Origin of the sequence: Lutimonas sp. (genome assembly GCF_051011215.1) — a bacterium.
In the GTDB taxonomy this organism is placed as follows: Bacteria; Bacteroidota; Bacteroidia; order Flavobacteriales; family Flavobacteriaceae; genus Lutimonas.
Genome location: NZ_JBPCUJ010000110.1, coordinates 23,857 through 48,210 on the forward strand (window position 1 = coordinate 23,857; position 24,354 = coordinate 48,210).

At 37.6% G+C, this 24,354-nt stretch carries 20 protein-coding genes, 1 other RNA gene and 2 pseudogenes; 8 read left to right on the plus strand and 15 right to left on the minus strand.

Translation table 11 applies throughout. From position 1 onward, the window contains the following. Nucleotides 1-31: 31 nt before the first annotated feature. The 6 genes from ACR2MV_RS10295 to ACR2MV_RS10320 all read left to right on the plus strand — a co-directional run bounded on the left by ACR2MV_RS10295 (nucleotide 32) and on the right by ACR2MV_RS10320 (nucleotide 5,762). The gene (locus ACR2MV_RS10295; RefSeq protein WP_434021826.1) at nucleotides 32-478 is read left to right on the plus strand and encodes a Fur family transcriptional regulator; all 447 of its coding nucleotides are present in this window, start codon (nucleotides 32-34) and stop codon (nucleotides 476-478) included. Between the two features lie 17 nt (nucleotides 479-495). Beyond that, nucleotides 496-1,764: an adenylosuccinate synthase gene (locus ACR2MV_RS10300; protein ID WP_434021827.1), complete on the plus strand. Its 1,269-nt coding sequence runs from the start codon at nucleotides 496-498 to the stop codon at nucleotides 1,762-1,764. Nucleotides 1,765-1,866: 102 nt separating this feature from the next. After that, nucleotides 1,867-3,369, plus strand: a complete 1,503-nt coding sequence (locus tag ACR2MV_RS10305; protein ID WP_434021828.1) for an OstA-like protein — start codon at nucleotides 1,867-1,869, stop codon at nucleotides 3,367-3,369. Beyond that, nucleotides 3,359-4,546, plus strand: a complete 1,188-nt coding sequence (locus tag ACR2MV_RS10310; protein ID WP_434021829.1) for an aspartate aminotransferase family protein — start codon at nucleotides 3,359-3,361, stop codon at nucleotides 4,544-4,546. Before ACR2MV_RS10305 ends, ACR2MV_RS10310 begins: the two co-directional genes overlap by 11 nt. Before the next feature lie 268 nt (nucleotides 4,547-4,814). Continuing rightward, entirely contained in the window at nucleotides 4,815-5,156 is a 342-nt protein-coding gene (locus ACR2MV_RS10315; protein WP_434021830.1) for a hypothetical protein, read from the plus strand. Between the two features lie 264 nt (nucleotides 5,157-5,420). Next, the gene (locus tag ACR2MV_RS10320) at nucleotides 5,421-5,762 is read left to right on the plus strand and encodes a hypothetical protein (RefSeq protein ID WP_434021831.1); all 342 of its coding nucleotides are present in this window, start codon (nucleotides 5,421-5,423) and stop codon (nucleotides 5,760-5,762) included. Between the two features lie 55 nt (nucleotides 5,763-5,817). On the opposite strand, the gene ACR2MV_RS10325 is transcribed toward ACR2MV_RS10320, so the two are convergent. The 12 genes and pseudogenes from ACR2MV_RS10325 to ACR2MV_RS10380 all read right to left on the minus strand — a co-directional run. Continuing rightward, nucleotides 5,818-6,387, minus strand: coding sequence for a TlpA family protein disulfide reductase (locus tag ACR2MV_RS10325; protein ID WP_434021832.1), 570 nt, complete (start codon nucleotides 6,385-6,387; stop codon nucleotides 5,818-5,820). A 13-nt stretch (nucleotides 6,388-6,400) separates the two neighbouring features. Continuing rightward, complete coding sequence (locus ACR2MV_RS10330) at nucleotides 6,401-6,784, minus strand: DoxX family protein (protein WP_434021833.1); 384 nt, start codon at nucleotides 6,782-6,784, stop codon at nucleotides 6,401-6,403. Nucleotides 6,785-6,957: 173 nt separating this feature from the next. Then, nucleotides 6,958-7,641, minus strand: a complete 684-nt coding sequence (locus tag ACR2MV_RS10335; protein WP_434021834.1) for a Crp/Fnr family transcriptional regulator — start codon at nucleotides 7,639-7,641, stop codon at nucleotides 6,958-6,960. Between the two features lie 165 nt (nucleotides 7,642-7,806). Further along, nucleotides 7,807-10,068, minus strand: a complete 2,262-nt coding sequence (locus ACR2MV_RS10340; protein ID WP_434021835.1) for an aconitate hydratase — start codon at nucleotides 10,066-10,068, stop codon at nucleotides 7,807-7,809. 186 nt (nucleotides 10,069-10,254) lie between these two features. Then, an RNA gene (gene rnpB / locus ACR2MV_RS10345) (RNase P RNA component class A) lies at nucleotides 10,255-10,584 on the minus strand. A 345-nt stretch (nucleotides 10,585-10,929) separates the two neighbouring features. Then, complete coding sequence (dnaJ, locus tag ACR2MV_RS10350) at nucleotides 10,930-12,051, minus strand: molecular chaperone DnaJ (RefSeq protein ID WP_434021836.1); 1,122 nt, start codon at nucleotides 12,049-12,051, stop codon at nucleotides 10,930-10,932. 29 nt (nucleotides 12,052-12,080) lie between these two features. Then, nucleotides 12,081-12,662: a nucleotide exchange factor GrpE gene (locus ACR2MV_RS10355; RefSeq protein WP_434021837.1), complete on the minus strand. Its 582-nt coding sequence runs from the start codon at nucleotides 12,660-12,662 to the stop codon at nucleotides 12,081-12,083. 97 nt (nucleotides 12,663-12,759) lie between these two features. Continuing rightward, nucleotides 12,760-14,076, minus strand: a complete 1,317-nt coding sequence (gene murA, locus ACR2MV_RS10360; protein ID WP_434021838.1) for a UDP-N-acetylglucosamine 1-carboxyvinyltransferase — start codon at nucleotides 14,074-14,076, stop codon at nucleotides 12,760-12,762. A 21-nt stretch (nucleotides 14,077-14,097) separates the two neighbouring features. Beyond that, nucleotides 14,098-14,724, minus strand: a complete 627-nt coding sequence (locus tag ACR2MV_RS10365) for a DUF4290 domain-containing protein (RefSeq protein ID WP_434021839.1) — start codon at nucleotides 14,722-14,724, stop codon at nucleotides 14,098-14,100. 83 nt (nucleotides 14,725-14,807) lie between these two features. Next, nucleotides 14,808-17,138: an ATP-dependent helicase gene (locus ACR2MV_RS10370; RefSeq protein ID WP_434021865.1), complete on the minus strand. Its 2,331-nt coding sequence runs from the start codon at nucleotides 17,136-17,138 to the stop codon at nucleotides 14,808-14,810. 117 nt (nucleotides 17,139-17,255) lie between these two features. Then, nucleotides 17,256-18,041 (minus strand): annotated as a pseudogene (locus tag ACR2MV_RS10375) (OmpA family protein); the annotation flags it as partial. Nucleotides 18,042-18,206: 165 nt separating this feature from the next. Beyond that, nucleotides 18,207-19,448 (minus strand): annotated as a pseudogene (locus ACR2MV_RS10380) (OmpP1/FadL family transporter); the annotation flags it as partial. 200 nt (nucleotides 19,449-19,648) lie between these two features. On the opposite strand from ACR2MV_RS10380, the gene ACR2MV_RS10385 reads away from it, so the two are divergent. Both ACR2MV_RS10385 and ACR2MV_RS10390 read left to right on the plus strand, forming a co-directional pair. Beyond that, nucleotides 19,649-20,173 carry a hypothetical protein gene (locus ACR2MV_RS10385; RefSeq protein WP_434021840.1) on the plus strand — a complete coding sequence of 175 codons (525 nt, stop codon included), beginning with the start codon at nucleotides 19,649-19,651 and terminating at the stop codon, nucleotides 20,171-20,173. Between the two features lie 11 nt (nucleotides 20,174-20,184). Continuing rightward, nucleotides 20,185-20,958 (plus strand): MBL fold metallo-hydrolase, encoded by a 774-nt coding sequence (locus ACR2MV_RS10390; protein ID WP_434021841.1) that lies wholly within the window; start codon nucleotides 20,185-20,187, stop codon nucleotides 20,956-20,958. A 43-nt stretch (nucleotides 20,959-21,001) separates the two neighbouring features. Here the strand turns inward: ACR2MV_RS10390 and ACR2MV_RS10395 are convergent, their stop codons facing one another. From ACR2MV_RS10395 to ACR2MV_RS10405, 3 genes are all read right to left on the minus strand, one after another. Continuing rightward, nucleotides 21,002-22,363 carry a pyridoxal-phosphate dependent enzyme gene (locus ACR2MV_RS10395; protein ID WP_434021842.1) on the minus strand — a complete coding sequence of 454 codons (1,362 nt, stop codon included), beginning with the start codon at nucleotides 22,361-22,363 and terminating at the stop codon, nucleotides 21,002-21,004. A 75-nt stretch (nucleotides 22,364-22,438) separates the two neighbouring features. Further along, nucleotides 22,439-23,431 (minus strand): glycosyltransferase, encoded by a 993-nt coding sequence (locus ACR2MV_RS10400; protein ID WP_434021843.1) that lies wholly within the window; start codon nucleotides 23,429-23,431, stop codon nucleotides 22,439-22,441. 96 nt (nucleotides 23,432-23,527) lie between these two features. Beyond that, nucleotides 23,528-24,349, minus strand: a complete 822-nt coding sequence (locus tag ACR2MV_RS10405; protein WP_434021844.1) for an enoyl-ACP reductase FabI — start codon at nucleotides 24,347-24,349, stop codon at nucleotides 23,528-23,530. Between the last annotated feature and the right edge of the window lie 5 nt (nucleotides 24,350-24,354).

The following is a 24,354-nucleotide window of genomic DNA, read 5'->3' on the forward strand; positions in this document are numbered from 1 at the left end:
TTTGCAAAGCAAGAACCAGGATTCCATCCACATGAGCAATAATCAAAATCAGGAAACAGTTAAAAACTTCTTTACCAAGTTTTTAGAAGACAATAGTCATAGAAAAACTCCAGAAAGATTCGCGATTCTTCAAGAGATTTATGATAACGATGATCATTTTGATATCGAGACCTTGTATATCGAAATGAAGAATAAGAATTATCGTGTGAGCAGGGCAACGCTTTACAACACGATCGAACTACTCTTAGAATGTGGACTTGTAAGAAGGCATCAATTTGGCCAGAACCAGGCCCATTATGAGAAATCCTATTTCAACAAACAACATGACCATGTTATCTTGACCGATACCGGAGAGGTGATAGAATTTTGTGATCCAAGAATTGAGAATATCAAAAAATCTATCGAAGAAGTATTTGATGTGAAAATTGAAAGTCACTCGCTGTACTTCTATGGACAAAAGAACAAAACCGCTAAATAACTTATAAATATTTTTAAATGATTGATTTACTACTAGGCCTGCAATGGGGTGATGAAGGAAAGGGAAAAATCGTTGATGTACTAACCAAAAATTATGATATTATTGCCAGATTTCAAGGTGGTCCAAATGCCGGGCATACCTTAATTTTTGATGGTAACAAGCACGTTCTGCACACGATACCTTCTGGTATTTTTCACGAAAGAGCCATTAATGTAGTCGGAAACGGTGTAGTTATAGACCCGGTAATTTTTAAAAAAGAGTTAGACAATCTCGCTGAATACAATATTGATTTTAAAACAAAATTGTTAATTTCGAGGAAAGCGCATATCATTTTACCAACACATCGTTTACTCGATGCTGCTTCTGAAAAGATGAAAGGAAAGTTGAAAATTGGATCAACTTTAAAAGGCATTGGGCCAACCTATATGGATAAAACAGGAAGAAACGGCCTGAGAATAGGTGACCTTGAAATGAGCGACTGGAAAGATCGATACAAAGCACTTACCAAAAAACATCTGAACATGATTAAGTTTTATGATGTAGAACTTGATTTTGATCTTGAGACCCTTGAAAAAGAATTTTCAGCTGCTGTAGAAGCGCTAAAAGAACTTACATTCATCGATAGTGAGGAATATATAAATCAGGCACTGTCTAAAGGTAAATCAATATTGGCGGAAGGTGCTCAGGGATCTTTATTAGATATCGATTTTGGGACCTATCCGTTTGTGACCTCCTCCAATACAACTGCTGCAGGTGCCTGCACAGGACTGGGTGTTGCTCCTAACAAAATCGGAAAGGTGTTTGGAATTTTTAAGGCATATACAACAAGAGTAGGTTCAGGCCCCTTCCCTTCTGAATTATTTGATGAAGACGGAGCAAGAATGGCAAAAGTAGGCCATGAATTTGGAGCTACTACCGGAAGACCCAGACGTTGTGGATGGCTGGATCTGATCGCACTGAAATATGCGGTTCAAATCAATGGAGTGACCCAGTTAATGATGATGAAAGGTGATGTTTTATCCGGATTCGACACTCTTAAAGCCTGTACTTCTTATACCTATAAAGGTGAAGATATTTTCCACTTCCCTTATAATATTGAAGAAGACAATGTAAAAGTAAACTATACTGAGTTTGAGGGATGGCAAGAAGATTTGACTGCCATGACAGCGTCGGATCAGCTACCTAAAAACCTGAATGACTATATTGCATTTATTGAGGATTTTGTGAATGTAAAAGTAACGGTTGTTTCTGTTGGTCCGGACAGAAAACAAACAATCATGGTCTAATAAGTTCCATGAATAGTTAAAAAAAAGGTAAAGCTCTTGCAAAGATTCTTTACCTTTTTTTCATTTAGATTATATTTGTATCACTTAAATTTCAGAATAGATTTGAAATCAATCCTGCTTCTTATATTGTCTTGTTTCTTTTCCTTTTCGGGCCTCGCTCAGGGAAAAAGGATACAGATTATTCATTCCGACAATTCAAGCATTGATGAAGTAAGGCTTCCTGGCGCTACCATTTTATTGGGTAATGTTGTTATCAGACATGAAGGAATTAAACTTAATTGCAAGAAAGCAGTACATTATAAAAATCAAAATTTTATCAAAGCCTATGGCGATGTTGTTCTAAATCAAGGTGACAGCATCGTTCAAACCAGTCAATATACAGAGTATAATGGCAACAATCAGAAAGCACTTTCATGGGGTAATGTCATTATTAAAGACTCTAAGATGACACTGAGTACAGACACCTTGAATTTTGATCGCAATCGACAGCTCTTATACTACCGATACGGAGCAACGATTAAAGATAGTATCAACGTACTTACAAGCAATAGAGGAAATTATCATTTGGATACAAATAAATTTCAAGCCGTATCTGACGTCGTCCTCACTAATCCAGACTATGTACTGGAGTCAAATCATTTAGATTATTACACCAATAGTGGTCAGGCCTACCTCTACGGCCCTTCTACCATCACCAGTGATGACAATCTAATTTATTGTGAAAAAGGTTTTTATGACACCAAGGCCAACATCTCACATTTCACTAAAAATGCAAGAATAGAATTTGACGAAAAGGAAATCAAGGCCGACAGCTTGTTTTACAATCGAAATTTAGGTTTTGCCTCTGCAAGTAACAATATGGTGATCATTGACACGTTGAACCATGTTGTGCTCAAGGGAAACTATGCTGAGTTTTTTGAAAAAGTTGATTCTGCCTTTGTCATCAAAAAAGCGTTGGCCATTACAAATACAAATAAAGATTCTTTGTTTATTCACGGAGACACCATTTTAGCGACTGGCAAACCGGATAAAAGAATTATCAGAGCTTATCATTCGGTTAAATTCTTTAAAAGCGATCTCAGCGGAAAATGTGATTCAATCCACTCGAATCAAGGGAACGGTATAACACAGATGTTCAGATCCCCTATATTATGGTCGAAAAAGAGTCAAATTACAGGAGATACCATTCAGTTACTCAATAATACTGCTACAAATACCCTTGATAGCTTAAAAGTACTCAGAAATGCCTTTATCATAGATAAAGACTCCATTGGCTATAATCAGATCAAAGGAAGAAATCTCTATGGAAAGTTTGAAGAAAATGATCTTCGATTTGTCAATATCATTGGTAATTCTGAAGTTATCCATTTTGTTCGAGATGAAGAGCAGGCACTGATAGGCATTGAAAAGACCTCCTGCAGTGAAATACATTTTGTATTGAGAGACGGAAAAATAGAGTCATCTAAATTTATAAACCTTCCAGATGGACAGACCTATCCTCCATCAAGGTTACCTAAAAATGCACGAAAACTAAGAGGATTTATCTGGCGTGAAAGCGAAAAACCACTCTCAAAAAATGATATTTTCATAAAAGATGAAGAATGATTTTTTAAAATATCAGGCACAGACTTCGGGTCATCCTTTACTTTTGGAAATTAAAGAAGCCAAAGGGAGTTATGTATTCGATAAAAACGATAAAAAATACCTGGATTTTATCGCTGGAGTATCCGCCAACACCCTTGGACATCAACCCAAACCTGTTGTAGATGCTGTAAAAAAACAATTGGATGCCTACATGCATGTCATGGTTTATGGAGAATTTATTCAAGAGCCTCAAGTAGCTTTAGCTAAGTTATTGGCCGAACATTTACCTATATCGTTAAACTGCACCTACTTAACCAATTCGGGTACCGAAGCAACTGAAGGTGCCCTAAAGCTTGCAAAACGGGTGACAGGTCGATTCGAAATAATTGCAGCAAGGAATGCCTACCACGGGAATACGCAAGGTGCAATGAGTGTATGTGGAAAGGAAGAACAAAATGCTGCCTTTCGCCCTTTGGTTCCGGGATCCTCTTTTATTGATTTCAACAATGAAGAAGATATTCATAAGATTACTAAAAACACGGCGGCAGTCATTCTGGAAACAATACAAGGCGGTGCCGGCTTTATTGTTCCCGAAAATAAGTACCTAAAAAGAGTGAAGGAACGTTGTGAAGCGGTTGGCGCCCTATTAATCCTGGATGAAATTCAATCTGGAATAGGACGTACCGGAAGTTTTTTCGCCTTCGAACAATTCGATGTTTCCCCTGATATTCTAATTACTGGTAAAGGGCTCGGTGGCGGCATGCCCATCGGGGCGTTTATTTCATCACAAGAAATGATGATACAGCTTACGGAAAATCCAAAACTGGGTCATATCACCACCTTTGGTGGCCATCCTGTAATTGCGGCTGCAGCAGAAGCCACACTCCGCACCCTTTTTACATCAACTTTGATGGATGCTGTTCCTAAGAAAGAGGCTTTGATCAGAAGTTTACTGGTACACGATAGCATTATCGAAATAAGAGGAAAGGGATTAATGCTTGCTATACTGCTTAAAGAACCTGAACTGGCGGATTATCTTATTCTGGAAGGCCTTAAACATGGTATCTTACTATTTTGGTTATTATATGAAGCAAAGGCTGTAAGAATTACACCGCCGCTTACCATAACTGAGGATGAAATTAAACAAGGATGTGAATTGATTCTTAGTATCCTTAACAAAAGCAAAGAAACGACTTAAATGATTCCATCCACATCTCCTGCTGCATTATTAAATGTGTAAACTTTACACAATAATTTGAATTATCAATAATCATAAGCATTATTCACTGCGTATATGTTAAAATTGTTAAGCAATTCTTAATAAATAATTGATTTCAATCGTTAAATAGTTAAATGTTTCTTAATTGAGGCAAATTTAACATCATCGAATGTAACAAATACCCTAAATGTTCCGTCCTTTAATAGTATAAATGTCTAATCTATTTGTCTAATCTAAATTATCTATCATGAAAAACTTAAAATTATTAATTCTTGCACTTGGCCTTTTTACTGTAAATATTTCAGCAGCCAATATGAACCCCATCAAACCAACTGACGAATTACGCATTGAAATTGTCGAATTGATCGGTTCTAATTATATGAATGAAATGCAGGCTGACGAACAAGGTGCAGAAGCATTGTTCACCGTGAACAATAACAAAGAAATTATTATTCTTTCAGTTGATTCTGACGATGACTTACTTGAAGGTTATTTAAAAAGAAAATTAAATTATAAGAAAGTAGATCACAGACCAAGTAAACATGGTGAAATCTATTTATTACCTGTAAAGATGGTTAAGCAATTATAAGAGCCATCTAACATTTAAAAATGTAAAGCTGTCTTCGGACAGCTTTTTTTTTGATGAGCATAGCATGGTGCTCATAGCTGATTATCAACACTTTTACTACAATGTTAAGGGTATCTTAAGAAATCACACAACTTCAGCGTTGAACGTTAAATGTTTCTTAATTCATGAATTTTTAACATTTCCATATGTAACAATTATAGCATTTCTTCCGTCCTTTAAAAGTATAAATGTCTAATCTATTTGTCTAATCTAAATTATATAATTATGAAAAATTTAAAAATCTTCGTTCTAGCCCTTGGTCTTTTTACACTTAATGTATCAGCTGCAAATCTTAACCCAATTAAACCAACAGATGAGCTTCGTGTAGAAATGGTAAATTTAATCGGATCCAACTTTATGGAAGAGATGCTGGATGAGGAGTATGCTGCCGACGTGTTATTCACAGTGAACTCAAAAAGAGAACTAATCGTATTGTCGGTTGACTCTGACAACTCGCAGCTCGAAACCTATTTGAAAAGAAAACTAAACTATAAAAAAGTAAATCACAAGCCTGGAAAACAAGGTGAAATCTACTTATTACCTGTTAAAATGGTAAAACAACTTTAATCCACATTAATAAGTTATTTGAAAGGAGAAGGTTGGCCGCAAGGTCAACCTTTTTTTATTCAATAATTTTTTCCAATAAGTTTCTCACTTTCGAGCTATTCCAATTGGCCGCCCCTACTTTACTCGCTACAATACGACCTGTGGCATCAATTATATAGGTTGTCGGCAAGGAGTTAGAATCCATTTCAGGGGGTCTGTTACTTACTTGATAGTAGATAGGTAATTCGTATCCATGATCGGAGATAAAGCGCGCTACCTTGTCTGGTTCATCGTTGGCAACGAAAAGAAACACCACCTTATCACCATAAGCATCATATAATTTTTGAAAACTAGGCATTTCCGCAACACAGGGAGGGCACCAGGTTGCCCAAAAATTCACCACAACAATCTTATTCTCAAATTGACTAAAATCTATATAGTCTCCTGACATCTTTCTGAGCTGCCATTGATAGTTCTCCAATTTGATTTGCTCCTTTTTATCTATCTCCATGGAAAATACGCTGGTAGTAATCAAACTGACACCCTTGATCAACGTAGCTCTTACGGGCAAACCATAGGGAGAAAAAAGGAAAATAATAAATCCAATGAATAGTATATTGGAAAGATTCTTTTTAATGAAATTCATAAATAATGCAAAATTACTTCTTGTATAGGGCAATAAAACTGATCAATGTATCCTTCTGAGTCCAAACAGTTATGAAACTAAAAACGAAAACCAAAAGTGCTAATCCAAATAATAAACCACCATCTTCCTGCACTTCAATTCCAAGTACAAATATATGAGAAAATATAGCGCCACTAATAACTCCCATGCTTAGAATTCCTCCTAACAAAGAAGTTCTTTTGAACAACAATAATCCGGCAACAATCAATTCTATAACACCTGTTCCAATTCGACCATAAGGCTCAGCACCTAATTGCTCAAAAATATAAACACTCTCAGGCGCTGCCGTAAATTTAAAAAAAAGTGTTTGTAATAAAATGAGTGCTGCAAGTACCGAACTAATCCTTTCAATCTTCATGGGTTGTATTTTTTAAAAATTTCTTGATCAGTCGATGCATACTAATTTAACTTACAATAATTTTCAAAAAATAAAAAAACTAATACCTTGTATGTCAGTATTATAAAATAATTTATATAAATTAATTAATTAACTTATACAAGACCTTAAAAACAACATTTAAAAAGTGGTATTTAACTGGCTGGGGCTAAGGAATCTTCTAAAAGAAGGATTTCATTTCTTCTGAAATCTATTACTTTATGATCCTTCAATTTATTCATTATCAGATTCAGTGTAGGTCTTGAAGTCCCGATCAAACTGGCAATATCTTTTTGCGTATAAGGATGTTTAATTTTCATTTTACCCGTCTTTTCACAACAAAAACCATAGTCTTCACACAGTTCAGTCAAAAATTCAAGCAACCTTGTTTCCGTATCTTTAAACATCAATATCTGGAGGCGTCGTTCCAGACGCTGTATTCTAAAACTCATAAACTTATATACCTTCAGTGTAAACTTTTGATTATCTTTCATTAGCTCATGAAGCACTGGAACAGCAATCGGGCAAATACTGGTTTTATCCGAAAGAGAAACAGCAAATTCATTTCTTTTGTCCATTCCAAGTATGGCTTTTTCTCCAAAGACTTCACCCCGAGTCAGTATTGACTTGACAACTTCTCTACCATCTTCGGTGTAATAACCTATTTTCACCTTTCCCTTATCGATCAAATATACCTTCCTCGCAGCGTCTTCCTCGAAATAGATGTAATCTTTATTGTTGTATAAATTATAGCTGTGATCTTTCTTATAATCCCCATATTTATGTGGACAAAGAATTTTAAATAAGTTGATGTTTTCCAGATACCAGATGCGTCCCATAGCAGTTCTATTTGCATCTTAGACGAAAAACAATAAGATTATTACAAGAAAAGTCAATTATTCTTATATTTTTCTCAATATTTTTAGGATTCTATTAAAAATGTCTATAAAAAAAGCTCCAACAGATGTTGGAGCTTTAACTTTATGAACTAAAACAGTGGCCTGTTAAGCATTTTGTTTTTTAATCAAGTTTAGGGCTGAACCTTCATTATACCATTCTATCTGATTCTGATTATAGGTATGATTCAACATGATAAGATCTTTACTTCCGTTATCATGAACCACCTCTAATGATAATTGTTTACCAGGAGCAAACTGATCAAGATCGATAAAATTAAATGTGTCATTCTCCTGAATCAGGTCATAATCATTCTCATTGGCAAAAGTCAAGCCTAACATTCCTTGCTTTTTTAAATTCGTTTCATGTATTCTTGCAAATGACTTTACAATAACAGCTGCTACACCTAAATGTCTTGGCTCCATTGCAGCATGTTCTCTGGACGAACCTTCACCATAATTATGATCACCTACTACCACAGAATAAACATCAGCCGCCTTATAGGCTCTGGCTGCATCAGGTACAGGAATATAATCTCCTGTTAATTGATTCTTCACGCTATTCGTCTCCATGTTAAAGGCATTCACTGCACCGATTAACAGGTTATTTGAAATATTGTCTAAGTGTCCTCTAAATCTCAACCATGGGCCCGCCATAGAAATATGATCAGTTGTACATTTTCCGAAAGCCTTTATCAAAAGTTTTGCTCCCACAACCGTATGCCCGATTGCCTTAAATGGATTCAAGAGCTGTAATCTTTTAGAATCAACATTCACGACCACATTAATACCTGAACCATCTTCCATTGGCGCCACAAAACCTGGGTCATCAACTTCAAATCCTTTTGGTGGTAATTCAAAACCTGTCGGCTCATCAAACATCACCTCTTCTCCATCCTGATTCACAAGTTTATCTGTTAAAGGATTAAAATCCAATTTACCTGAAATAGCCAAGGCAGCTACCATTTCTGGCGAACCAACAAAGGCATGGGTATTAGGATTCCCGTCAGCTCTTTTCGAAAAGTTTCTATTGAAGGAATGAACGATAGTGTTTTTTGGCTTACCATCAGCACCAGCTCTGGCCCATTGTCCGATACATGGTCCACAGGCGTTGGTAAATATTTTCGCATTCAGGTCCTCAAAAATTTCGAGTAAGCCATCTCTTTCTGCCGTATATCTTACCTGCTCTGATCCTGGATTAATTCCAAACTCAGCCTTTGAAACCAATTTCTTATCAACGGCTTGCTTAGCAATAGAAGCAGCTCTCGAAAGATCTTCATACGAAGAGTTTGTACATGAACCTATCAATCCCCATTCCACATCTAAAGGCCAATCGTTGGCCACCGCTTTTTTATTCATACCTCCTACCTCTGTTGCAAGGTCCGGAGTAAATGGTCCGTTCAAATGAGGCTTTAAGGTTGAAAGATCAATTTCAATCACCTGATCAAAATACTTTTCAGGCTCCGCATATACCTCTTCATCACCTGTTAAATAAGGAGCAACTTCATTCGCTGCATCTGCAATTTCATCTCTATCTGTCGCTCTCAGGTACCTTTCCATAGAAGCATCATATCCGAAGGTCGACGTAGTAGCTCCAATTTCAGCTCCCATATTACATATGGTCCCCTTACCGGTAGCTGACAATGCTTTTGCACCCTCTCCAAAATATTCAACAATAGCTCCAGTACCCCCTTTTACAGTTAAGATACCGGCTACTTTAAGAATTACATCCTTTGGAGCAGTCCAGCCACTCAGCTTTCCTGTTAATTTTACCCCGATTAATTTTGGAAATTTCAATTCCCAAGGCATATCCGCCATTACATCCACTGCATCAGCACCTCCAACACCAATCGCAATCATTCCTAATCCACCGGCATTTACTGTATGAGAATCTGTTCCAATCATCATACCACCTGGGAAAGCATAATTTTCAAGTACTACCTGATGAATTATTCCTGCACCGGGTTTCCAAAAACCAATTCCATATTTATTCGAAACAGAAGCCAGAAAGTTAAACACTTCACTAGAAGTGTTAATTGCTTCCTGTAAATCCTTGTCAGCTCCTATTTTTGCCTGAATCAAGTGATCACAATGCACCGTAGTTGGCACAGCCACTTTTTTCTTTCCGGCCTGCATGAATTGCAATAAGGCCATCTGGGCTGTGGCATCCTGACAAGCAATCCTGTCTGGAGCAAAATCAACATAGTCTGTTCCTCTCTTAAAAGATTCCTTTGGAAGTCCATCCCATAAATGGTTGTATAATATTTTTTCTGATAAGGTCAATGGTCTGCCTACAATGCTTCTTGCGCTATCAACACGCTCAGCCATACGCTCATACACCTTTTTAATCATATCAACATCAAATGCCATAATAGTCTAATAATTAGTTCTGGTTAAAAATTTTCGTCCCCAAAAGTACAAAATATATAGGTGATTTTATAAGATATTCAATGAAAATAGCATCCTATTTATCAATATTTAAAGAAAGGTTGAAATTCTAATTATTCAACAAAATGTATCCCTAAATCTGACCTCAAATTACGAATTCCATAAAATAAAAAAAGTAAGCCAATAAGCCGGATTCTGTTATCCATCAATTGACGGACTCTCATCATTTATCTGGGCCACAAATTACTTTGCAACTCTAGCTGCTCACCCCTTGAAATCGAACGAGTAGTTCTCTCCCGATAGTATCGGATCTCCAATGTACATAGCATTGCACCGCATAGAGTTTACCTGGTTTCACTACAGCCGAACTGTACATACTTTCTGTTGCACTTGTCCTCTCCGATTCATATCGGCGGACGGATGTTATCCGCTATGCTACTCTATGGTGTCCGGACTTTCCTCCACGTGTAAAAACGCAGCGATAAGATGGCTTACTTTATAATGGCAAAAGTAGTTTATATAGTTTTCAAAAAAAAATCCCACTCTTGTAAACAAAAGTGGGAAAATTGCTATGAAAAAGAATATTACTATAAAAGTAATATAAATAAGACTGTAAAAATACAATATTTAGAATAATATCCTAATCAAATTGTTAATTTATTTTAAAAAAAAGATTGACAGAATGCCCATAAAAAAACCCACTCTTAAAAGAGTGGGAAAATTGCTATGAAAAAGAAAAAGTTACTGAATTCTAAAATCCAGCAAAACAAATATAATGAAATTTTCATTAAGAAATTTCATTATTTTCAATTTCTTCCTTATAATAAATTGATTCTTGCGAAGTTATGAAAACATATCCTTCACTTTTTCGAAAAATGATTTTTCAGAAATCGAAGGATTCGGCACAAAATTTTCATGATCTTTCACACTTTCAAAAAACGCTTTTTGATCTTTTGACAGTTTTTTCGGAGTCCAGACATTCAAATGCACTAAGATATCTCCATTGCCATATCGATCCAAGCTTGGCAAACCTTTTCCTCTTAATCGAAGAATTTTTCCACTTTGGGTACCTTCTTCAATTTTAATTCGAACCTTGCCTGTCAAAGTATCAATTTCCTTACTTGAACCTAAAGCGGCCTCTGCAAAACTAATATAAAGATCATAGTGAAGGTTGGTACCTTCTCTTTTTAATCTCTCATGTTGAACTTCCTGAATCACAACTAAAATATCTCCAGGTATCCCATCTCCGGGAGCGTCATTTCCTTTTCCTGACACCTTTAACTGAACACCATCGGTTACCCCTGCTGGAATATCGATTTCAACGGTTTCCTCTTTGGTAATTAATCCATTCGCATCTGCACCTTTTGGTCTGTGGTTCACCGTTTTACCTGAACCTTTACATGTAGGGCAAGTTGTAGCCGTTTGCATCCTTCCTAAGATGGTATTGGTCACCCTCATGACGCTGCCCTGACCGTTACAGGCCGAACAGGTATTATAGGTGACTCCTTCGGCTCTCACCTGACGTTTTACTTTGACTTTTTTACTTACGCCGTTCAGGATATCTTTCAATTCAAGTTTCACCCTAATTCTGAGGTTGCTTCCTTTTACCCTGGCCTGTCTTGAACCGCCACCACCAAAACCACCGCCAAAGCCGCCGCCGAAATGACCCCCAAAAATATCTCCAAACTGACTAAAGATATCGTCCATATTCATACCGCCAAATCCGCCTCCGGCGCCGCCGTTTTCAAAGGCAGCATGACCGTATTGATCGTATTTCGCTTTTTTCTCCGGGCTGCTTAATATCTCATAAGCCTCAGCTGCCTGCTTGAACCTCTCTTCAGCTGCGCTATCACCAGGGTTTTTATCCGGGTGATTCTGTACTGCCTTTTTTCGATAGGCTTTTTTTATTTCATTAGACGTTGCGTTCTTTTCAACTCCTAATATTTCATAATAATCCTGCTTCACAAGTGCTCTCTTTTAATTGATCAATACTATTAATTTCCTAGAACCACCTTCGGGAATCTAATGATTGTTTCCCCTAGTTTGTATCCTTTTTCGACGGTATCAATAATTTTTCCTTTTAACTTTTTTGATGGTGCAGGAATTTGAGAAATAGCTTCGTGAATCTCTGCATCAAATACATCTCCCTGCTTTACTTCCATCACCTTCAATCCTTTTTGATTTAAGGTATTTTTAAACTTATTATAAATCAATTGCATTCCTTCGAGCAAGGCTTTGTCAGAAGATTTTTCAATTTCCTTCAAACCTCTTTCAAAATCGTCCAATATTGGCAATAAAACTGTCATAAGTTCCTTATTGGCCGTACTGAACAATTCTATTCTCTCTTTTGAAGTACGTTTTTTATAATTTTCAAATTCAGCAAAAAGCCTCAGAAAATTATCTTTCTCCTTCCCTACCTCTAGTTGCAATTTCTCTACTTCCGTCATCTCAGGTGCAGTGTCAGCCTCAGCCGTATCTCCATTTTCCGTTGATTCATCAGAAACCTGATTTCCCTCAAGGTCCTGATTTTGTATATCTTTTTCTACGTCTTGTTCTTTATGTTCTTGATTACTCATATAAATACATTTTTATCCTCTTACACCATGGTAAGCAAATTACTTGCCAAGTGTTTAATTGTGTCATATTGTCACAAAAAATAACTTTGATGATTATCTAGAAGGTGTTTTCTATCCTTTCAATTTTGGCTCCTATAGAGCGTAACCTTTCATCGATGTTTTCATAACCTCGATCAATCTGGTCAATATTGTGAATAGTACTGGTCCCTTTTGCAGATAAGGCGGCAATTAATAAGGAAATACCTGCCCTGATATCTGGCGAACTCATGGTCGTCGCTTTCAAGCTGGATTGATGATCCATACCAATTACGGTTGCCCTGTGCGGATCACATAGGATGACTTTCGCACCCATGTCTATTAATTTATCTACAAAAAACAATCGACTCTCAAACATTTTCTGATGGATTAACACAGATCCTTTAGCCTGTGTTGCAACCACCAGCACTATACTGAGTAAGTCCGGGGTAAATCCTGGCCATGGTGCATCTGAAACAGTCAAGATAGAACCATCTAAATAACCCTGGATTTCATAACTTTCCTGTGCTGGAATATAAATATCATCATTTTTCTGTTGAAGGTCAATACCCAATCTTCTAAAAACATTGGGAATCTGTCCTAAATCTTTCCAACTTACATCCTTTATGGTCAACTCTGATTTAGTCATGGCTGCCATTCCTATCCAACTGCCAATCTCAATCATATCTGGCAGAATTCTGTGTTCGCAACCACCCAGCTCAGTAACTCCTTGAATGATCAACCTATTAGAACCGATACCATCTATATCAGCCCCCATACTCACCAACATTTTACACAATTGCTGAATATAAGGCTCACAGGCAGCATTGTAGATAATCGTTTCTCCTTTGGCCAATACTGCAGCCATCAATATATTCGCCGTTCCGGTAACGGAAGCTTCATCCAACAACATTTCTGTTCCATGAAGTTCCTCAGCTTCAACACCGTAAAAATATTCTTCTCGATTATACCTGAAGTTAGCACCAAGCTTCATAAATCCTTCGAAGTGGGTATCCAGTCTTCTTCGACCGATCTTATCGCCACCAGGTCTTGGAATATAGCCTTTTCCAAATCTGGTTAACAAGGGTCCTACAATCATAATAGAACCTCTTAAAGAACTTCCATCCTTTTTAAACTGAAGTGATTCCAAGTAATTTAAATCAATAGCATCCGCTTGAAATGTATAGGTATTTGGGTCTAGTTTTTCGATCTTTACGCCTAACTCACCAAGTATAAAAATCAACTTATTGACGTCCCTAATGTCAGGTATATTGCTAATGGTAACTTTCGATGCTGTTAGAAGCGTTGCACAAACGATTTGTAGTGCTTCGTTCTTAGCACCTTGAGGAACAATCTCACCTTGCAGGCGATGTCCTCCTTCAATTTTAAATATTGACATTAGCCGAAATTATTTTAGTATTTATCTTTTTCTGTAATTCTTTTTACCCTGTTTTTGATTGCTTTTCTGGTAGTTTTTTGTAGGTTTTTTTCGCAATAAATCCTTTGAATCAGAAAGCTTCTCTTTGTCATTTAGCACCAAGGCACCACCTGATAATTCGCTCAAATGACTAAAGATGACCTCATCGTCCACGGTGTCTTTATTCCAGTTTAAATAACATTTTTTCATATGATTTGCAATGGTAAACACCAAAGCGTCCTTCATTTCTCCTTCTTCCCATGAAAGCGCAGTATCAATCATGATTTGAATATTGTTCCCGTAAAATCGGTATTTTGAAGCAGATTTTGGATAATCCATGGCGCTTGGTTTAGCCTGCAAAACTTCCTTTTCAGGTTTTGGGTAAGGTGTATCAACTTCCAATTCATAATTAGACATGATAAATAGCTGATCCCATAGTTTATGCTGAAAATCTGGCACATCTCTTAAATGAGGTTGCATATTTCCCATCACATTTACAATGGCCTTCGCCATAGTGTTTCTCACTTCCTTATCTTCCAGATTCACGCAATGGTTGACAAGTTTTTGTATATGTCTGCCGTATTCCGGAATGATTAAATGCTCTCTTTCAGAATTATATTCTAAATCCATCCTTTCGATTCTTTAAATCAAGTGTTAATTAAATTTTTTATAAGCTGCAAAGTAACAATTATTTTGATGACCTCGGCAAGTAATTAACCAATTATCTTCAACTTGGCAAATTGCAATAATAACTTCTTTGTATCGCCAGATTCAAAACGGATTTCAGCCTTTTTACTATTTCCTGCGCCTTCCACTGAAAGCACTTCTCCCTGTCCAAATTTGGCATGCTCCACCATGTTTCCCTTCACCAGATTGTTGTCGAATAAATTCTGTGATCCTCCAAGGTTACTTACCTTCTTCAGGTTTTTGGGTGGCATCACCTTCATAGGTTTCATCGGAGGTTTCTTTATATTCTTCTCCACTTTCCTCGAAACAGGTTTTTTAAACCGTATCTTTTGCTTTTCCGGAATGCCAAAAATATCCTTATTAATAAATTTATTAGAAGTCATTGGTTCTTTCTTAGGCGTGATATAATCGATGAATTTCTCGTCCACCTCTTCTAAAAACCTACTGGGTTCACAATCTATCAGTTTGCCCCAGCGATAGCGCGATTGTGCATAAGATAAATAAACTTGTTTTTCAGCCCTGGTCAGCGCAACATAAAACAAACGTCGCTCTTCCTCTATTTCACTCCTCGTATTCATACTCATGGCGGAAGGAAATAAATTTTCTTCCAGCCCTACAATATAAACATAGGGAAACTCTAATCCTTTGGCCAGGTGAATCGTCATTAATGACACTCTTGGAACATCATCTTTCTCTTTGTCAAAATCGGTGGCAAGGGCCACATCCTCAAGAAAAAAAGCAAGAGAGGCATCTTCATCTTTTTGCTTTTGCTCTTCGATAAAATCTTTAACTCCATTCATCAGTTCCTGAACATTTTCAACTCTGGCCACTGACTCAGGTGTACCTTCTGATTCTATATCTCTGATCAATCTGGTTTTCTTTACTACCAGATCTGCCATCTCAAAGGCGTTTTTCGTTTGGGCCTCGATTTGAAAACTCCTGATCATATCCCTGAAATTGACGAGTTTGGCGCGAATTCCTGAATTAATATTGATCGTTACCATTTCCAACTGGCTCAGCAACTCAAAAATTGAAATCTTATGTTCATTGGCAGCGATTACCAATCTATCAATAGTTGTCTGTCCAATTCCTCTGGCCGGATAATTGATCACTCTTTTAAATGCCTCTTCATCACTGGGGTTGACCAGCAAACGCAAATAAGCCAAGGTATCTTTAATTTCTTTTCGCTGATAAAAAGACAGTCCTCCATAAATTTTATACTTAATGTTCTTTTTTCTCAGTGCATCTTCAATGGCCCTCGATTGGGCATTTGTTCTGTAGAGAACGGTAAAGCTATCATTTGGCAATTGCTTTTGCATCTGATTCTCAAAAATAGAATTGGCAACAAATCGCCCTTCGTCACCCTCTGAAAAAGTTCTCATCACTTTGATGAGTTCACCCTCATGATTGGATGTCCAGATTTCTTTATCAAGTTTGGTTTTATTCTTGTCAATAACGCTATTCGCTGCCTGAACAATCGTACTTGAGGATCTATAATTCTGTTCAAGTTTAAAGATCTTGACATCGTCATAGTCCTTTTGAAAGTTTAAAATATTCTGGATATTGGCCCCTCGAAAAGCATAGATACTCTGACTGTCGTCTCCCACTACACAAATATTTTGGTATCTGTCAGCCAAAGCCCGTACGATGAGGTATTGGGAATGATTTGTATCCTGATACTCATCCACCAGAATATACCTGAACCGATCCTGATACTTCGCGAGAACTTCCGGAAATCTCGTTAGCAACTCATTTGTTCTCAACAATAAATCGTCAAAATCCATCGCTCCAGCTTTAAAGCATCTATCTACATATTCCTTATAAATGGATCCTATCTTTGGCCTGCCGGAAACCTTGTCGGCCTCCATGACCTCGGGATTTTGATAATAAGCTCTTACCGTGATTAAACTATTCTTAAACTGTGAGATCCTTCCCAAGACTTGTTTTGGTTTGTACTTGTCTTTTTCCAGCTGTAATTCTTTAATAATCGAGGAAATCAATCGCACCGAATCCTGGGTGTCATAAATTGTAAAGTTAGACGGATATCCCAGCTTGTCAGCCTCGCTTCTCAGAATTCGGGCAAACACACTATGAAAGGTCCCCATCCAAAGGTTTTTAGCTTCACTTGGTCCTACAACCCCGGCTATTCTGCTTTTCATTTCGCGTGCTGCCTTGTTTGTAAAAGTCAATGACAGGATATTAAATGGATCTACACCATTTTGCATCAAATGGGCTATCCTATAGGTCAACACCCTTGTTTTACCGGAGCCTGCACCTGCTATGATTATCATAGGCCCTTCTCGTTGAAGAACGGCTTCTTTTTGCGCCTCGTTTAACTCATCCAAATAACTACTCACTACATCTAGGGTTTTGTTCAAAAATACAATGGATATTAAACAAGAACAATAAAAGTTATTGACATTTTGTCAAAAAAAAACCGCTTAAAAAAGCGGTTTTTAAAGATTAAAAATAGTTTAATTATTCAGGAAAATCTCAACCCGTCTATTGGCCTGACGTCCTTTACTTGTTTTATTGTCTCCTATTGGTTTTGAAGAACCATAGCCTTTAGCTTCAATGTTCTCAGCAGGAAAACCATTCTCAATTAAATAGTTTCTTACCGCATCAGCTCTTTTTTGAGACAATTCATTATTGATCTTGTCGCTTCCTGTGCTGTCCGTGTGACCTTCAACTACAAATTTTGAAGTATGATATTCCGCCAAAATTTTGTCAATTCCTTCTAAACGAATTTCTGTTTCATCTGTAAATGTATTTGCACCCGTCGTAAAATAAATTGCTCTTGCCAAATCAGTAATTTCTTTTTGAACCTCAGGTGTTACCAAAGGACAACCAGAATTTTCAACTGCACCTGCTACATTCGGACAATTGTCCTGATCATCAGGAACGCCGTCACCATCACTATCAACTACCGGACAACCTCTATTTTCAATCGGGCCGGCTTCATTCGGACATGCATCTTTTGAATCCATCACACCATCGCCATCTGTATCCGGGCAACCATTAAATTGCTCTAAACCAGCTACCTCAGGACACATATCTTCTTTATCTGGAAAACCATCACCATCGGTATCAGGACAACCATTAAACTTAGCCAGGCCTGCTTCATTCGGACACTTATCTTCAGAATCCTGGATACCATCACCATCTGTATCAGGACAGCCATTAAATTGCTCTAAACCAGCAACTTCAGGACACATATCATCTTTATCCTTGACCCCGTCTCCATCAGTATCTTTACCTTTTAAATTGAAATTTAAGCCCAGCATAAACATTTGGGTTGTCATTTCATAAGCTACTTCTGATCCAGGAATTTTTCCAAGTGGATTCACTGCTGCATTCCATGGGCCGCCAAATTCTACCGGAACAGGACTCAATAAATTACCACTTGTTTTACCGTCACTCATACCATAATGATATACAGCATCCATTCTAAAATTATCGGTAAATTCATAACTCAAACCAAACTGGAAGGCATGGGCTATAATTGCTGTTGCCGGAGTAGAAAAGAAAGCCAACTCATCTTGAATAGGATTAGAACTATAGGTATAACCGAAACGTAAAGGTAACCTCTCGATGGCCTTTAATTGAAGACCCGCAGAAACGACTGACATATTTTGCCATCCAAAACCACTAACGGCTCCCGTCGGAAATCCTGCTCCGGGACCTGATTCAGCAATCGCCCATCCATAATCTTCAAATCCTTCTGTACTTTCATAATCTACATAGCGATAATCGACCGCGATATCTACAATTCCCTTGGAATACCCAAGACCTACAGAATAAATGGCAGGATAATTCATGGTAAAAGCAACATTTGGAGCAGAAGAACCATCCAAATAATTATTTTTAAAGTCAAATTCACTAAAGTACTGAGGACTCTTGTAAGACGCTCCTATTTTAAAACCATTCAGCGAATCATAGAACAGCCCTATCTGACCACCAAAACCTGTTGTTGAAGCAGATTCACTTAAAGGGTAGCCCAAAGTTGGACTTGGAGACGACAATGGATTAGGTTCCAAGATCAATGAGGCATAATTAAATGTCGGTTGTAAACCAATGGAGAATTTTTCTGTAAATCGATACGCCCAGGTAAAACCAACCTGCAACAGCATATACTCAGAATGCAAATTTCCGAAACCCATCAGATTTTGAGGGTATAGAATCGCATTAGAATCAGTAGGATCCCAATTTGGATTTGGCATACCATCTGATCCTACAGGTAAATTGGTTTCCTGAGGAAAATCAACCCCAAAACCACTTATTCCAAAGGCAGATACACCAAAGGTATGTTTCGAATCCGCCTTTCCCCAGGCAAAAGCCAAGGCCGGCATTGGTGAGTACCCTAATTCAGACTTATCAGCTCCATAGGTTCCTGGTGCACCTTCGCCCAGCATTCCCGGAGGAAGTGATGATGAGAGTTCAGGAACACCTTCAAATGCTCCTATATCAAATTTCAATATCGATCCGTCAAAAACTGACAATGATGCCGGGTTCCATTGCATTGCGCCACTAATATCCAGCGGTTGTGCCGTGGCAGCGCCACCCATAGACATATTTACCGCACCTACCCCCTGCATAAGATGACCGGTTTGTGCCATAGCCACACTGCTTAGTAGGATTAAAAATAGTTTGATTGATTTGTGTATCATAATGATTAAATTTGTGTCGCTGTATCTAAAAGTTAAATATTTAAAGTGAGTAATAAACGAACCTGTATTTAGATTTTTTGCGCCTGTTAATTTACACCAAATTTAGTATCATAAGTTACCAATTAATGTGACAATTATCATCTAAACATCGCTTTGTAATTATAGTTACATAAGCTATATTTGAAAACAAAAATAAAAAAATGGACCTGACTAAAATTATTGAATTACTCGCTTATACCCTGCCGGCTGTTGTTACCGGATTGGTTGCTGCTTATTTTTTTAAAAGCCATATGGAAAATGAAAATAAGAGACGTAATTTTCTGCTTAGAAAAGAAAACAACAAACAAGCCTTGCCTCTAAGGTTACAGGCTTTTGAGCGATTAACCCTCTTTTTAGAACGTATCTCCTTAAACAAACTATTGATCAGAGTCAAGCCTACTGGAAAAGATCCTGAAAAATATAGTCATAAGTTAATTGGAATTGTTGAACAAGAATTCGAGCACAATCTTGCCCAGCAAATCTATGTTTCTGAAACAGCATGGAAAGCGGTGGTCACATCAAAAAACCTGATTGTAAAAATAATCCGAACAACTGCAGCTAAAAAAGAGATCGAAACCGCAGAACAACTAAGAGAAGATATCTTGAGTAATCTGGGTAAAAATGACGGTCCTACAAGTGCTGCTATTTCTTATTTAAAGATTGAAGTTAAAAAAATATTCTCCTAAACTAAAAACCTATGAACCGCTTGTTACACAAATCCATTCTTAGCATTTTCACAGTTTTATTTACTGTTTTTGTTTATTCCCAAAGACCTGAAGCTGATACCTTTGAGACCTCCAATGGAGAACTGACCGTTCAACCCGTTCTTCACGGAACACTGGTCCTAACCTATAATGATAAAGTGATCTATATAGATCCTTATGGAGGCGCAAATGCCTTTTCCGGAATTGCTGCACCGGATCTTATCATGATCACGGACATCCATGGTGACCACCTGAACGAAGGGACCTTAGATGCGGTTAAGGCCGAAGGTGTAACAATCATCGCACCTCAGGCAGTTGCTGATAAGATTTCAGAAAAATACAAAGCGCAGATAAAAATAGTAGGAAATGACGAAAGCATGAAGTTATTTGATATACATATAAAGGCTTTGCCCATGTACAACCTTCCTGAATCGGCAGACGCTAAACATACAAAAGGCAGAGGAAACGGCTATGTCTTAGAAATGGGAAAGAAAAAAGTATATATCTCAGGTGATACTGCTGGAATTGATGAGATGCGCAATTTACAGAATATAGATATTGCTTTTGTTTGTATGAACTTACCCTATACTATGGATGTAAATGAGGCAGCCAGTGCGGTTTTAGATTTCAAACCTGCCATTGTATATCCGTATCATTACAGAGGAAAACCAGATATGAGCGATACAGAAGTTTTCAGATCTCTGGTCAATAAAAATGACCAAGACATCGAAGTCAGATTGAGAAACTGGTATCCGGATTACAATTAGAACGAATTCTGTTTTTCAATAGGAGCTTTAACCAATGGTTTATTTAATGTATTACTCTAATAATATCGTGCCTGGTAATCATTTGAAAATGCTCAGCACCTAAATCAACAATCACTGCCTGATTATCCTTGTTTATCAAGGCCGAAATCTTTTCAATAGTCACGTTTTTATTGACAATTGGATAGGGTTTACTCATAATATCTTTAATGGGCTTATCTGCGATATCCTTGTCCTTAAAATACAGTCTGAATAATTGACTCTCGTCCAAAGATCCTACAAAACCATCTGCATCCTTAACAGGCAACTGGGAAATTTCATATTTTCTCATGCGTTCAATGGCATGTGACACCAACTCTTCCGTTTTTACAGAAATCAACTCACGCTCACTTTCTCCTCGCAACAAATCTGCCGCAACTTTAATCTTTTCATCCAAAAATCCTCTCTCCCGCATCCAGTCATCATTAAACATTTTACCCACATACCTGCTGCCATGGTCATGAAACAAGACTACTACCACGTCATCTGGTTTGAAATGTTTCTTTAGCTGTATCAATCCTTTGATTGCCGAACCTGCTGAATTGCCGACAAAAATACCTTCTTCCCGAGCCAGTTTTCGAGTATAAACTGCACCATCTTTATCAGTGACCTTCTCAAAGCCATCTATAATATCAAAATCCACATTCTTCGGCAATATATCTTCACCGATCCCTTCTGTGATATAGGAATAAATCTCATTTTGATCAAAAACGCCGGTCTCATGGTACTTTTTAAATACCGAACCATAGGTGTCTATACCCCAAATTTTAATATCGGGATTCTTTTCTTTTAAATATTTTCCCACTCCTGAAATCGTTCCTCCCGTTCCGACACCAACAACAAAGTGGGTTACCTTACCATCGGTCTGTTCCCAAATCTCAGGTCCGGTACTTTCATAATGTGCCGCAGTATTTGAAAGATTATCATATTGAAGCGCATACCATGAATTCGGAGTTTCCTCAGACAATCGTTTAGAAACTGAATAGTAAGATCTTGGATCATCCGGATCAACATGCGTCGGACAAACCACCACTTCTGCTCCCAAGGCCCTGAGAATATCTATTTTCTCTTTAGATTGTTTGTCGGCAATTACAAAAATGCATTTATAGCCCTTAATGTTAGCTGCTATTGCCAGGCCCATTCCGGTATTCCCCGAAGTACCCTCAATAATGGTCCCTCCTGGCTGCAACAATCCTGAAGCCTCTGCATCTTCAATCATCTTTAAAGCCATGCGATCCTTTACCGAATTACCAGGATTAAATGTTTCAACCTTGGCGAGTACCAGAGCATCTACTTCTTCAACAATGGAATTTAATTTGACCAAAGGAGTATTCCCAATGGTTGCTAAAATATTTTCTGCATAATTCATGTCGTAAAATTCTTTCGTCTAAAAATAAGAAAATTCAAGGTTCATTGAACGTCACATCGATTTCATTTGTTGTGTTTATGCAAACATCCCAGGAAAGGCATCTCTGGGTTCTTTTCGCTGAATATACAAGCGAAATACAGTCCTTAAATATCCCAAACCGTATCCGAAAAATTGCGTAAAACTTGAAAGAAGGCTCAAAAAACCAACTGCAATACTTTTATTTTTTATATATGAATCAATAATAATACACACAAAATAGAAGCTATATACATAGATACCCAGCAGCATTCCTGTAAAGGACATTAAAATGGACAACATGAATCCAAGTACAAATAAGGATGGAAGCCAGTAACTAAACTTAGCAGATCCCGGGTGCATTTTACTAAGAATGGGTCTTGCAGCACCGAAATTTCTGGTTTGCTTATAAAAGGCACCGAGAGAGGTGCGGCGCTTGTGATATACAAAAGCATCGTCTATTAACTTCGTTGAACAGTCTTTTTCCAACAGTTTGTAATTTAAATCGATGTCTTCTCCTATTCTTTGTTTTGAAAAGCCACCTGTAACAACAAACGCTTTCTTAGATATACCGAGATTGAAACTCCTGAGCTGAAACTTATTATTATCCGATTCTTTGCTTCTCAATCCCCCGGTTGTTAAAAGGGAGGTCATACTATAGTTTACGGCTTTCTGCCACGAACTGAACGATTCATGAGCCTCATCTCTACCTCCATAGGCATCAACATATCCAGCTTTCAGAGAATCATTAACGATGGAGAGGTAATTTTCAGGGAGCATGCAGTCAGAGTCAAGCATAATAAAATACGTGCCTGACGCGCGCTTCATACCATAATTACGGCTGTCACCAGGTCCTGAGTTTTTCTTGAAGCAGTACTTTATATCTATTTGGGTCTCATAATTTGACACGAGCACATTGCTTCTTTTATCAGAACCATCATCTATAACGATTACTTCAAAATCATGCTCCCCAGTTTGGGCACAGATACTTTGAAGTAGTTCTTCTAACTCTTCAGGCCTGTTGTATACGGGAATAATGATGGAAAAACGCAATACAGAATTGTTTCTGGTACTAATTTAAAACAAAATCGGGAAATTTATGACAGACGCACAACTTTCCCGATCCTTAATTTTGATTCACTGATTTTGTTAGGATTCGTCTCCGTCCATAAATCCATCCATGATCACATCACTAATTCCCATATTTGAGAACCCTCCGTCATGGAATAAGTTTTGCAATGTTACTTTTTTAGTAAGATCAGAAAAAAGAGTCAAGGTATAATCAGCGCATTCAAGCGCCGTAGCATTCCCTAAGGGAGACATTTTCTCAGCATAACTTAAGAATCCGCCAAATCCTTTAACCCCACTACCCGCTGTTGTTGGTGTTGGGGATTGAGAAATTGTATTTACCCTTACTTTGTGGTCACGTCCGAAGAAATATCCAAAACTTCTCGCAATTGACTCCAAATACGCTTTATTGTCTGCCATGTCGTTGTAGTCAGGAAATACTCTTTGGGCTGCCATATACGTCAAGGCAACAATAGAACCCCATTCGCTCATGGCATTTTTATTGTAAAGCACATTCATCACCCTGTGGAAAGACAGTGCTGAAACATCAAAACCTTTATGTGTGAAATCATAATTCGATTGAGTATAATGCTTGCCTTTTCTAACATTGATGGACATACCAATTGAATGCAATACAAAGTCTATTTTCCCTCCTAATATTTCCATGGATTTGTCTACCAATGCTTCTAAATCTTCCATCGAAGTTGCATCAGCAGGAATAATTTCTGAACCTGTGTCTTTGGCCAATTGATTAATCGCACCCATTCGCATAGCGATAGGCGCATTTGTCAATACAAATGTAGCTCCTTCTTCATGTGCTCTTTCTGCTACTTTCCAGGCAATTGAATCTTCATTCAAAGCTCCAAAAATGATTCCTTTTTTTCCTTTTAATAGATTGTACATATGTT

Bases quoted from the DNA above. Each gene is read 5' to 3' on its own strand.
- ACR2MV_RS10295 (WP_434021826.1), top strand. From the start codon at position 32: ATGAGCAATAATCAAAATCAGGAAACAGTTAAAAACTTCTTTACCAAG.
- ACR2MV_RS10300 (WP_434021827.1), top strand. From the start codon at position 496: ATGATTGATTTACTACTAGGCCTGCAATGGGGTGATGAAGGAAAGGGA.
- ACR2MV_RS10310 (WP_434021829.1), top strand. From the start codon at position 3,359: ATGAAGAATGATTTTTTAAAATATCAGGCACAGACTTCGGGTCATCCT.
- ACR2MV_RS10315 (WP_434021830.1), top strand. From the start codon at position 4,815: ATGAAAAACTTAAAATTATTAATTCTTGCACTTGGCCTTTTTACTGTA.
- ACR2MV_RS10320 (WP_434021831.1), top strand. From the start codon at position 5,421: ATGAAAAATTTAAAAATCTTCGTTCTAGCCCTTGGTCTTTTTACACTT.
- ACR2MV_RS10325 (WP_434021832.1), bottom strand. From the start codon at position 6,387: ATGAATTTCATTAAAAAGAATCTTTCCAATATACTATTCATTGGATTT.
- ACR2MV_RS10330 (WP_434021833.1), bottom strand. From the start codon at position 6,784: ATGAAGATTGAAAGGATTAGTTCGGTACTTGCAGCACTCATTTTATTA.
- ACR2MV_RS10335 (WP_434021834.1), bottom strand. From the start codon at position 7,641: ATGGGACGCATCTGGTATCTGGAAAACATCAACTTATTTAAAATTCTT.
- ACR2MV_RS10340 (WP_434021835.1), bottom strand. From the start codon at position 10,068: ATGGCATTTGATGTTGATATGATTAAAAAGGTGTATGAGCGTATGGCT.
- ACR2MV_RS10355 (WP_434021837.1), bottom strand. From the start codon at position 12,662: ATGAGTAATCAAGAACATAAAGAACAAGACGTAGAAAAAGATATACAA.
- murA (WP_434021838.1), bottom strand. From the start codon at position 14,076: ATGTCAATATTTAAAATTGAAGGAGGACATCGCCTGCAAGGTGAGATT.
- ACR2MV_RS10365 (WP_434021839.1), bottom strand. From the start codon at position 14,724: ATGGATTTAGAATATAATTCTGAAAGAGAGCATTTAATCATTCCGGAA.
- ACR2MV_RS10385 (WP_434021840.1), top strand. From the start codon at position 19,649: ATGGACCTGACTAAAATTATTGAATTACTCGCTTATACCCTGCCGGCT.
- ACR2MV_RS10390 (WP_434021841.1), top strand. From the start codon at position 20,185: ATGAACCGCTTGTTACACAAATCCATTCTTAGCATTTTCACAGTTTTA.
- ACR2MV_RS10395 (WP_434021842.1), bottom strand. From the start codon at position 22,363: ATGAATTATGCAGAAAATATTTTAGCAACCATTGGGAATACTCCTTTG.
- ACR2MV_RS10405 (WP_434021844.1), bottom strand. From the start codon at position 24,349: ATGTACAATCTATTAAAAGGAAAAAAAGGAATCATTTTTGGAGCTTTG.